The sequence below is a fragment of the Bradyrhizobium sp. WSM1743 genome (assembly GCF_000473065.1).
Classification (GTDB): Bacteria; Pseudomonadota; Alphaproteobacteria; order Rhizobiales; family Xanthobacteraceae; genus Bradyrhizobium.
Map to the genome: position 1 here is coordinate 25946 of NZ_AXAZ01000077.1, position 10743 is coordinate 36688.

General features: G+C 61.9%; 10 protein-coding genes. 3 read left to right on the plus strand and 7 right to left on the minus strand.

What is annotated here, in order from left to right; genetic code table 11:
* Positions 1–63: 63 nt before the first annotated feature.
* The 3 genes from YU9_RS43100 to YU9_RS43105 form a co-directional block, all read right to left on the minus strand.
* Positions 64–1248, minus strand: coding sequence for an MFS transporter (locus tag YU9_RS43100; protein ID WP_036018668.1), 1185 nt, complete (start codon positions 1246–1248; stop codon positions 64–66).
* A 449-nt stretch (positions 1249–1697) separates the two neighbouring features.
* A complete protein-coding gene (locus tag YU9_RS0132230; protein ID WP_027576490.1) occupies positions 1698–3254 on the minus strand; it encodes an ISL3 family transposase in 1557 nt (518 codons plus the stop codon).
* Between the two features lie 258 nt (positions 3255–3512).
* Complete coding sequence (locus YU9_RS43105; RefSeq protein ID WP_198028337.1) at positions 3513–3680, minus strand: hypothetical protein; 168 nt, start codon at positions 3678–3680, stop codon at positions 3513–3515.
* Between YU9_RS43105 and YU9_RS49330 the strand changes: the two genes are divergently transcribed.
* Both YU9_RS49330 and YU9_RS0132240 read left to right on the plus strand, forming a co-directional pair.
* The gene (locus tag YU9_RS49330) at positions 3679–3843 is read left to right on the plus strand and encodes a hypothetical protein (RefSeq protein WP_198028338.1); all 165 of its coding nucleotides are present in this window, start codon (positions 3679–3681) and stop codon (positions 3841–3843) included. The two genes, YU9_RS43105 and YU9_RS49330, sit on opposite strands and share 2 nt — an antisense overlap.
* Positions 3844–4122: 279 nt before the next feature.
* A complete protein-coding gene (locus tag YU9_RS0132240) occupies positions 4123–4317 on the plus strand; it encodes a hypothetical protein (protein WP_027576491.1) in 195 nt (64 codons plus the stop codon).
* 92 nt (positions 4318–4409) lie between these two features.
* Here YU9_RS0132240 and YU9_RS43110 read toward each other — a convergent pair whose 3' ends face one another.
* Positions 4410–4637 (minus strand): hypothetical protein, encoded by a 228-nt coding sequence (locus YU9_RS43110; protein WP_051380591.1) that lies wholly within the window; start codon positions 4635–4637, stop codon positions 4410–4412.
* 525 nt (positions 4638–5162) lie between these two features.
* Here YU9_RS43110 and YU9_RS0132250 point away from each other — a divergent pair.
* Positions 5163–5525: a response regulator gene (locus YU9_RS0132250; protein WP_027576492.1), complete on the plus strand. Its 363-nt coding sequence runs from the start codon at positions 5163–5165 to the stop codon at positions 5523–5525.
* A 371-nt stretch (positions 5526–5896) separates the two neighbouring features.
* Here the strand turns inward: YU9_RS0132250 and YU9_RS0132255 are convergent, their stop codons facing one another.
* The 3 genes from YU9_RS0132255 to YU9_RS49335 all read right to left on the minus strand — a co-directional run.
* A complete protein-coding gene (locus tag YU9_RS0132255) occupies positions 5897–7207 on the minus strand; it encodes an HlyD family type I secretion periplasmic adaptor subunit (RefSeq protein WP_027576493.1) in 1311 nt (436 codons plus the stop codon).
* Positions 7204–8964, minus strand: coding sequence for a type I secretion system permease/ATPase (locus YU9_RS0132260; RefSeq protein WP_156952261.1), 1761 nt, complete (start codon positions 8962–8964; stop codon positions 7204–7206). The genes YU9_RS0132255 and YU9_RS0132260 overlap by 4 nt, the downstream gene beginning before the upstream one ends.
* Positions 8965–9136: 172 nt before the next feature.
* The coding region (locus YU9_RS49335) for a hypothetical protein (RefSeq protein WP_036018675.1) at positions 9137–10743 on the minus strand (1607 nt) is incomplete at its 5' end.

Below are 10743 nucleotides of genomic sequence, written 5' to 3' on the forward strand. Positions count from 1 at the left end.
GCAGGATCGTCATTGCCGCCGTTTGGAACAGCGGCGATCCGAGCGAACCTGGCAAAGCTCCGATTAGAGAGCAGCGGTAGAGCGATCATTTGTTTCTGCTAAGCCAACCCAGGCCAACGGGAGTGCTACGGCGCAGAGAGTTGCCATCGGAAAGAATGCAGCTCCGGCATATGAGGCGTACAGAACGCCGGATAGGAAAGTCAGCGTCGCAGCCACCAAACCTGAGCCAAACGCGTACAAGGCTTGCGCGGTTGCGGCGACGTTCCTCGGGATCAGATTGCCCATTATGCGCATGCACGCGAGATGAAGCAGAGCGAAGGTCAGTCCATGTAGTAGCTGTATCAGCGCAAGCACCAGCACGGAGGTCGTCACGCCGGCAATAGACCAACGCACAATTCCTGCCAAGGCAGCCAAAACAGCTGCACCGCGGGCGCCAAACCGACCGAGGAATGCCGGACCGAGGAGCCAAAAAACGAGCACTTCCGCAATCACCGCTTCTGACCACAGGAAGCTGATCGCTGAGGGGCTCATGCCAGCATCGGTCCACCGAATCACGGCAAATGCATCGTGCATTGCGTGGCTGCCGTAGACCAAAGCTGAGATACAGATCACGAGTCGAAACCGCGAGATAGCAAGTACTGCGCCGACCCGAGACATGCCAGACGATGGCGCACGCTGCCGTGCGGCTCTACTGGTCCCATCGGGGATCAATGCCGTGGCGACGGCCGCCGCGATCAGCAGGCCGGCATTCATCCAGATGATCGGAGAGAAATCGGTGGGGCTAATGAGCTGCCCAACGCTTAGCGTTCCCAGAATAAAGGCCGCCGACGCGGATCCTCTTATCCAGCCGTACTCAAACGTCCTTTCCGCGATCCGGGGCCTCGACACGTTGACCGCCAACGCATCGGCAATCGACGTCGTCGGAGCAAGAACAGCGGCCTGGACCAATGCGATCAGAAGCAAGGATGGGAACGTATCGGCCCACATCAATGCGACGGCGGTTGCTGCGGCCAGGGCGGCACAGGTTGCGAGCACGAGGCGCAACGATCCCAAGAAATCAGCGAGAAACGCAACCAGCGGTCCAGAGACGAGCCGCGTTAGCATGGCAGCGGCCAGCAGCAAGCCGATCTGCTGGGGGACCAGGGTTTTCGTTTCAAAAAGCTTTGGCCAGAAAGGAGATGCGACACCGAACGCCGCGTACAAGGCGCCGTAGAGGAGAATATAGGCGATTGGTCCAGGAATGCGCACCGGCTTAAGCCGCCCTAGGGTTTTGGCAGCGCCATTGGCGGCACTGCCTGTGAGGCTTTGAGCCGGCGTCGCCAGCCAGTTTTGGACTCTGTTTCACCTTCATCGGACCAGATGGACGCTGATGCGGCCCGCCATCAGTTTGCGAACAAACAGCCTGCGGCCAAGTTATATCGGGGCCGACCTCCCAACCGCAGTGTCGCTTACCAAAGGATCGCCATGTGGACCAGCTCCAACTACAGTCTGCACCCGGTCAGTGAAGAGGAACGGAATTACCTTGAATCGCTGATCCGGGAGGATTTCGAGCGATGCCACCCCGGTGACACGCTCGACGATCTCAAGCGGCGAGCCTCCTTTTCAAGGGAGGACAAGGGACTGCTGCGGGACTGGATGGCGATCGCTTGTCATTCGGCCTGCAATATTGGCTCTGACGCAATTTTGGTGCAGCTTACTCATTCAGCACCTATCAGTCTGGCCTGCAGCAAATCGATTTTGCCGCGACCGTACATTTGACGTCTGACGAGCTTGAGGCGAGTGATCTGTCCTTCGGTTTGTCCGTTCGACCAGGGCGACGTGATTGCCGCTCGAACCGCCGCTTCATCCTTCACGACGCCGCTCGCGAACGAGGAGACAAGACTAGCGCGAGCCCGGTCGATCCACAGGGTGAGGCCCGCCTCGGCCTTGCGCCGGATCATCAAGTGGAATTCGGCGATAATTTCGCGCGCCTCGACCAGGTTCGGTACGCCAGCTTCGATCGCCGCCACCGTGATGGTCTCCGCTTTCGTGAGCAAATCCCGCCCGATTGTCATGAGGCGCGCGATCGTTCTGGCCGACGGAATCCGCTGAAGGTTCTGTGCGTCGGCCTTTTCAGCCCGTCGTCTGCGCGTCACCCATTCGCTGATGACGCGGAGCGAGCCTCGGAAGCTACGCGCCGTTAGGCGACGCCAGAGTTCAGCGCCGTTTCGGCAGCCAGCTGCCCACTGATCGTCGAGCCACGGCAGGTGCTGATCGAGCGAACTCTGCCGGGTCCGGAAGACATCATTACGTTCGCCGCGGATCACCTGCCGTACCAGCTTCCTGCTATGGCCAGTTTGGCGCACGATCTGCTTGATGGGTATGCCATTCTTCGACAGAGCCAAGATGGCCGCATTGGTCTCCTCGCGGCGCAGATAACCCTCATACTGGAGGCGCTCGGCGGCTGTTAGCAGCTTGGGATCGATCGTGGTCGCACCGATGACGGTACGTATCTGTCGCATCGATTTGCGGACCGCATCGAGGAAGGCCCGACTGGCGTTCTCCATCAGGTGCCAACGATCCGCGACCTGTACCGCGTGCGGCAAAGCCTTTGCCGCAGCTTCACCATAGCCCCCACCACGGTCACGGGCGATGATCGCGATCGTGGGATGAGCGGCCAGCCAGGCCTGGGCGGTTGCGGGCTCCCGATCCGGCAACAGCGTGACGATCCGGCGCCTTTCCAGGTTGCAGATGATGCTGGCGTACCGGTGATTGCGCCGCCACGCCCAATCATCAATGCCGATAACCTTGAGCGGGTCAGCCGGCGGACGACTACGGCGTCGGACCACGCGTAGGAGCGTGTCTTTGCTCACCGGCAGCACCAGCCGTCTTGCGAAGTCTGCTGCCGGTCGACCGCCAAGCGCCAGACCGAGGTGATGGATGATAGAGTCCAGCCTCGCCGTGCGTCGCGCCGAGGGAGCCAGTACCCCTTCGGCGAAGCGCTCAGTGAAGATTTGGCGCCCGCAGAGGATGGCATCGCAGCGGAAGCGGCGAGCGATCACCAGGAGCTGCACGATCCGCCCCGAAAGCGGCAGATCGGTAACGCGTCGTCGATACCGGCTATGGACGCGTCGGGAAACCGTTCCGCACGACGGACACAGACCAACACGTCCGGACGCCCGGACCACAATAACGGCCTTATCGCCTTCGTAGTGCGCACTCTCTACAACAAACCCACGCGGCACCAGACTGGAGCGCTGGAGTGCTTGCTGCATGGCGCTGATTCTCCCCAATCAAAGCGCCAGACATCCCCCAAACTGCATCAAAAGTGAGTCAGAGCCAAATTTGCAGGCCGATTGACACCGCAGACCGGGCACAACTTCCGCACCTGGTGCGATACCGACATCCGATTTCCCCGCCGCACCCAGCTTAGTTCCGGACGGAGCGCTCGCTCAAGACAATTCGCCAGGCGCGCGAAGCAACGCGGCTCGACAACGACCGAGCAGTTGTCGCGGAAGGCAGCCCCCGCCACATCAAGCGGTATGACCGGGGTCGATGTGCTTGGGCGTGTTCTTCTTGACTTGCGGCACCATGCGGGCAGGATCGGGAGCGCCAGGAACGCCGTGCGGGCCGAGCTGCTCGCACGCAATGTCGTCCTCGGTTTTGTCAGGCGCTACGCCGTTGATCGGGCGCGGACGCATGATCCTCTTCCGCCAGCGCATCGGCGGTCAATCGCCCGACGCACCGAGCGCCGCTCCAGACCTCTATGACCGGATGTGCTTCGAGGAGTTTCGCGGCTCGACACCTTGCGTCGTCATCGGCGCCGCACTCCAGCTCATAAATCGCATGGACGACGCCGCATAGATCGACTGCATAGGCCACGTAACGCATGTCGGTGCACCAAGCGCGATTTTCAGCACACCCGAACGACTCTCACGACGGGCGGTTTGTTCCTGCGAATTCGGAATGTCGTCAATTCGGCCGCTCCGACCCAAGTGGTCGGAAAGCAATGGCACGTTTGCCGGCGGACGCTTCGTCCTGTGTCGCCGCCCATGTTGCCCTTCGTTGATGCGTCAGACCACTTGACGCGAAGCGCGCTCCGCACTGAAATCCGATTTTCAGTGATGTTGCGGGGGTGGCGTCGTGGAAGAGTTCTACAGAGGCTTTGCACAGCGGGCCCGGGACCTGGCGGAGAAGGCGGATCCGTTCACCCGACGGCGGCTGCTCGACCTGGCCAAACGGTACGACCTCAAGATCAACGGATCGAGCTACGCACGGATACCGCCGCCGCGCGCAACGCCGCCGACGGCGCTCTTCTCGGGCTCCGCCGAGGCCTGACTGTTCTCTCGCGGCCGGTGCGGCAGCACAGTCCAACGCGGGCTTTTCTGTCTCTTTGGTCGCCCAGGCGCGTTCCGCATACCGAGCCGACCCTACTCGGTCGGCACACCGATTTCGCGGATCGTTATCTCACAGAGCGCCACCGCATCGGTGACGCCGCGCCTCTGAACTTCGATCATCCTCTGGGCCACGATCTCGCAAATCGGGTCCTTGCGATCGACCAAGCCGATTCTGCGGAGGGCGGCATTGAATGCCAATTCCAGAACGTGCCGTTGCTCTGGCTCAAAATTGCCGTCCGTGAGTAGGGGTGTGATCGGCATAGCGGCGCTCCCTTGTCTTGCAGGCGGGAGCGCGACCGGTCTCTCAGGCACCGACGCCTACGGACAGAGCCTTGGCCGGTGATGGTTTGACCATGCGCCTTTGTGGCGGGATAGCGAGCCTGAATCAGTCATCCCAGATGCGTTCGCCGCATCGGCAGCGGTAAAGACGGACGGTTTTCCCGGTTCGGGGCTCAAGGATTGCGTGAGTGAGATGGGGGAAGGCGGCGCAGGTCGGGCAGCGTGGACGGGGGTCCTGTGTCTGCTGTGCCGACAGCTCTTCCTGGTGATGCGTAGCCACTTGCTCAAAACTCTCAAGGTGCGAGAGACTTAAGTGCAGAAGTGAACATTCGTTCCAATCGCCCTTCGAGGACCCTCCGGCGTTCGGCTTTCGACACCCGCTACATTCTGCGTCGATCTGAGGGCCGCCCGATCGGGCGTCATGCCGCTCGATTTTTCCCGTCGGGAACGACCGATCCATTGCGCCGTTCGACTGCGTGACGGATGCCATTTCCTTGTGAGCCACCAGTGAGCGTACTTCTCGTCGAGGACGACCCTCTGATCCGCGAATTCGTCGTCGAAGCGCTGCGCGAGGCGGGCTACCACGTCATCCACGCGAGCACCGGCGAGGAAGCTTTGGAGTGGTGCAAGCGCCGGGCCGCCGACGTGCTGGTCACTGACGTCAGGCTGACCGGACAAGTTGACGGGTGGCAGATCGCCGAGCGCTGCCGCGAGCACGATCCGGAACTGCCGGTCATCTACGCCACGGGCTTTTCGCCCAGTACACCACGCCCCGTGCCTGGAAGCCGTATCGTGAAGAAACCCTTCCAGCCGGATGAGATCGTCCGGATGGTGAAGGAGCTCGGCCAAAGGCGGATGTCGCCCGAGTAGCTCGTTCCCTTTTGGTACCGCCGCCCCAGCTCGGCGCCCGGGTTTCGACGCTCCGGAGACGGCTCGCCGGAGCGTCTGCCTGACCCCGCACTTTGGACACCTGAACCGCATAGCCGGCGGCGCCCCGGGGCTCTGGCGCACGCCCGTGCTCGACGAGACAAGCTTCCCGCCCGGCTTGAGTACCCCGCCGGCTTCCGCGAGAGCACGATCGACATCGGGATGCTGGACATCGTCCAGGTTGTCGCCACGGTATCGATGCTGCGGTCCTGTGCTGGCCTCCGTCAGGCAGCATTGTGAATCAGAACAAGGCGGGCTGGGGCTCTCAAACGATTCAACCTAACCCCAAACAGATCTGGTCCCGAGGCACAGTCCTATCGCTCGCGCCACGCCTTCATGATCTGATCCGAAATCGGCTTGACCAGGTACGACAGCGCCGTGCGCTCACCGGTCTGGATGAACGCCTCGACCGGCATTCCCGGCACGAGCTTGAGGCCCTCGAGCCGCGCCAGCTCCTGATCTGGCAGGCTGATTCGGATGGTATAGTACCCCGCTCCAGTTTTTGAGTCCTGCGTGACGTCGGCCGCAACCTCAATCACCCTACCATTCAGTTCGGGCGTCGTGCGTAGATTGAATGCGGCGAAACGGAGCAGCGCGCGCTGACCAACCCGGATTTGGTCAATGTCCTGAGGCGCAAGTCTGGCTTCGACGAGCAGCGGCTCGCTCTCGGGCACGATCAACATAATGGCATCGCCAGGGTTGATCACACCGCCCACCGTGTGGACGGAAAGCTGGTGCACGCGGCCATCTTGTGGCGCGCGAATATCGATGCGCATGAGCTGGTCCTCGGCCTCGATCCGCTTTTCCACCAGCTCCGAGATCTTGGCCCGGATCTCACCGAGTTCCTTGCCTACCTCGCTCCGCAGGTCCTGGTCGATCTGAAGGATCTGCAAGGCCGTCTCACTGATCTTGCCTTTCGCTTCTGCGATGGAGGACATCAGCGCGCCTCGTTCACCGTGCAACCGTGCCGCGTCGCGTTCCAACGCCGTAACCCTTGTGATGGGCACAAGCTTGCTGCGCCACAGCTGCCGAACGCCATCGAGCTCCTGGTTGATGAGTTCGATCTCACGCTGCTTAGCGGTGACCTGCTCGGTCATCCCGCGGATCTGCTCCTGCACCTGGCCAATGCGCTCGTGAAGCTGCGCCTTCTGCCCCGCGCGGGCAGCGTGGCGAACTTCGAATTGGGTGCGCTCGCCTTTCAGCACGGCCGCGACGACCGGATCGGAAGAGTGTCGTTCGAGATCATCCGCGAAAGTCACAGCCTCGCTGCCGTCCCGTTCCGCCTCGAAGCGGGCCTGACGAGCCGTGAGTTCGGTTAGGTTCTTGACGACCATGGCCAAGTTAGCCCGCGTGACGGTTTCATCAAGACGTATCAGGATTTCACCGGCTTTGACGGGTTGCCCCTCACGCACACGCAGCTCGCCGACGACGCCCCCCGTCGGGTGCTGCACCTTTTTCACGTTCGAATCGACCACAATGCTGCCGGGTGCGACGACGGCGCCTGCGAGTTCGGTTGTGGCCGCCCAACCACCGAGGCCTCCAACCAGAACGATGGCCGCTGCGATGCCAATGCGAAGCTGACGGTGGATCGCGGGCAGCGCCTGGCTTGTGAGCGCAACACTCATGAACCGATCTCCTGAGCGGGGCTTTCGAGAGGTACCGGCTGCACCGGCTTCGGCGCAAAGAGCTTTCTTGCGATCTGGTCCCTTGCCCCCAGCGCTCGCATGCGCCCTTCGGCCATGACCAGCAGTTGATCGACGGTTGCAAGCGCGCTCGCCCGGTGTGCAACAACAATGGCGATGCCACCCCGCTCGCGGACCGCGACGATCGCGCGGGTGAGCGCCTGGTCTCCTTCGCCGTCCAGATTTGAGCTGGGCTCATCAAGCACAACCAAGAACGGATTGCGGTACAGGGCTCGGGCCAAAGCCACTCTTTGGCGCTGTCCGGCCGACAGAAATATACCGCCCTCGCCGACCCGCGTGTCATAGCCGTCGGGCAGGCGGAGAATGAGCTCATGGATGTTGGCCGCCTCGGCTGCCTCGACGATGGCTGCCGGATCGGGCTCTGATTCGAAACGAGCAATGTTCTGGGCCACGGTTCCTGCAAAAAGCTCGACATCCTGCGGCAGATAGCCGACGTGGCGACCAAGCGATTCAGGTCTCCAGTGCTGGATCGCGGCTGCATCCAGTCGTACGGTGCCTTGTGCAGGCGACCAGACGCCCACAATCGCACGTACGAGCGAGGACTTACCCGAGGCGCTGGGACCGATGATGCCGAGCGCCTGGCCCGCCTTCAACGCAAATGATACCTCCTGAACGACGAACCGCCGCTCCCCCGGGGGCAGCACTGAAACGGACTCGACCGCGAGCGCTTTGCAAGGCGGCGGGAGTGCGGTCGGCTGGTCTCGTTCCGTAAAAAAGGTCGACCACTGCTTGAACCGCTTCAAACCGTGTCGGGCGGTCACCAATCCTTTCCAATGCGCGACCGCGAGTTCGACCGGCGCCAGTGCTCGCGCGGTCAGGATCGAACCTGCGATGATGATGCCGGCAGTCGCCTCCTGATGGATCACCAGATAGGCGCCTACTCCGAGCACCGCCGATTGCAGCATCAGGCGGAGCACTCTCGAGATCGCGCTGAGGCTGCTTCCGATATCGGCGGCGCGTTGCTGGCTCGCCAAACAGGCCGCGCTCGCCTGGTCCCACAGTCGTGAGAGAGGCACGCCCATGCCCATCGCGCGGAGCACCTCGGCATTGCGCCGGCTCGCTTCTGCAAGCGCGTTGCGCTTGGCCGTATTTGTTTCAGCTTGCCGGGCAGGCGATCGTGTCAGCACGTCGGCCAGAATGGTCAGGGTAATTAAGATCAGCGCGCCCGCGAGCGCTGTCCCACCAATCAAAGGATGAAACAGGTAGCAGATTCCAAGATAGACGGGTATCCAGGGAAGGTCGAAGAGCGCGATCAGACCAGGGCCGGATAGAAAAGCGCGCATCTGGTCAAGGTCGCGCAGCGGCTGCAAGCCATCGCCACCTGAGGACGCGGCCTCGAGCGGCCATCGCACTATGAAGTCGTAAACCCGCGAGCGTAGCACCTCGTCCAGCCAACCGCCGAGCCGGACCAGCACCCGAGCGCGCACGACGTCCAAGATGCCCTGGAATGCGTAAAGGCCGAGGGCCAGCACGGCGAGACCGAGGAGTGTCGGAATGCTGCGGCTCGGCAGGACCCTGTCGTAGACCTGCAGCATGAAGAACGAGCCCGTGAGATAGAGCACGTTCACCAACGCGCTAATCAGCGCCACCCCCAAGACAGCTCCGCGGCACGCGCGCCATGCGGACGCTGAGTCCCCGTCCCGGCCCGGCGAGATGGAGCTGGAGAGCGAGCGGGGCAATTCCCACCTCCTCTGGCTAGCTATCCATCGACTGACATACTGCCAACGCGGTCAGCCGGTCCGTCTCTGCTTCCGACCGGCTGGCTGCAGCCTCAATCCCATTCCAAGAATCTCGCTCCGGCGCCAATGGCCTGCTTTGCCTCGCGGCACCGGTCCAACAGCGCACTTCATGTCACGCCAACAGCGCACCATCGTGGTGATGAGTCGGATCGTTCGGATCGGTGATGGTCGGCGAGAGGATCCACACCTTTCCAGTTCCGGGTTCTGCCAGGTTGAGCCCCGGCTCGAACACCCCGAAATCCACGATGAACATCGTGCCGTCCTGGAATTTGACGTCGATGGGCTTATTGAACCCGTTGGGGTCGAAGATATCCTCCACCGTATTGCTGGTGTGCGTGATGAAATCGGTCACGGCGCCGGTGGTCGGATCCACTTGGACGACCTTGTAGCCGACCAGGTCCTGCGCCCCGGTGACCGGCACGAACGAGCCGGTTTCGGCGACAAACAGATCTCCGACCGAACCGAACTGAGCGTTCGACGAGAAGTCGAATTTGTTGGCCGATGAGTGATATTCGAACTGGGCAACAGCAGGTTCGACCTGCAGGCTGTTCCGGAAGTTCTCATCCAGGACAAACCCAGGAGGCGGGATTGGAAGCTCGCCTTGCGCGAACAGAGGATCGGTGACGGGCAGCACTGCCCCTGTAATCGGATCATGGAAGAAATCAGGCCATCCGAAAAACTCCGCTGTCCCACCCGTGTTCAACGCGAACAGATCGTCGAAGTCGTTCGCGATCGGCCGCGACTCGACGACGTGCAGCCCATCCAGCGGAGCCGACCGGATATCAGCGCCGTTGTTGGTCGCGAACAGCAGATCGGGGTTGGACGGGTCAAAGCCGATCCCGAACGGATTGCGGAATCCCCAACCCTCGAGCCGCAGGGTCGACGCGGGATCATCAGCGGTCGGATCAAAGGAATAGATTGCAGCATTGCCTGCAATCATCCCTTCTTGCGGCGAATCCGGCGTGGCGGCGGGTATCACCGTACCTGGCGCGATCGGGCCTGAACCAAACGGCATGAATGGTGCCGTGACCTGATTCTCGGGGTTGAGCCCGGGCACCGCAATGGGGGCGTGGAATTCGGTGCCGTTCAGCACGACGTCCTGCGCGGCGAAATCGTGGAAATCAGGAAACTGCGTAAGCCAGCCGCTCACGAGCTCGTTGTCCGGTCCGACAACACTCGAATTCGTGGCACTCCCTTGTGAGAAAAAGAGGCGCCCCGAAGAGTCGTCGAAGGCGATCTCTTCGGTGTAGTGATCACCAGTTGAAGGTAGGTTCGTCAACACGGTCGTGAAGCTGCCGACCGGGTCGGCGGGATCGAATTTCGAGATAGCGCCGACCAGCCAGTCGTTGGCGCCGACCTGCCGGTGTGCAACCCAGATCTCGCCGTCGTGGAAAGTGATGTCGGTGATCGGTCCGGCCAAAACCCCCGCGGGGAGCTGATTACTGGCGAGCACCGGGATGGGATGCCCATCCGATCCGATCTGGACGATCTCCGGCACGGTGTTTGGCGTGGCGCCTGACTCGCTCACCCAGACATGACCATCGGAGAACGTGATCGCGGTCGGAAACGTCAAGCCGGTCGCAAAAGCCTGCAGCGAGTAGCCCTCTGGTACGATCACGTTCTCAGGGGTCAATTGATCATCGTTGTCGTGACCGTCGCCATTGTGATCGTCGCCATTGTGCTCGTCGCCGGCTTTGCCATTCGGTTGAATTTGACCAA

What these genes read in the sequence shown, in the direction of transcription:
- YU9_RS43105 (WP_198028337.1), bottom strand. Translation starts at nt 3,680, where the DNA reads ATGCGTCCGCGCCCGATCAACGGCGTAGCGCCTGACAAAACCGAGGAC.
- YU9_RS49330 (WP_198028338.1), top strand. Translation starts at nt 3,679, where the DNA reads ATGATCCTCTTCCGCCAGCGCATCGGCGGTCAATCGCCCGACGCACCG.
- YU9_RS43110 (WP_051380591.1), bottom strand. Translation starts at nt 4,637, where the DNA reads ATGCCGATCACACCCCTACTCACGGACGGCAATTTTGAGCCAGAGCAA.
- YU9_RS0132230 (WP_027576490.1), bottom strand. Translation starts at nt 3,254, where the DNA reads ATGCAGCAAGCACTCCAGCGCTCCAGTCTGGTGCCGCGTGGGTTTGTT.
- YU9_RS0132255 (WP_027576493.1), bottom strand. Translation starts at nt 7,207, where the DNA reads ATGAGTGTTGCGCTCACAAGCCAGGCGCTGCCCGCGATCCACCGTCAG.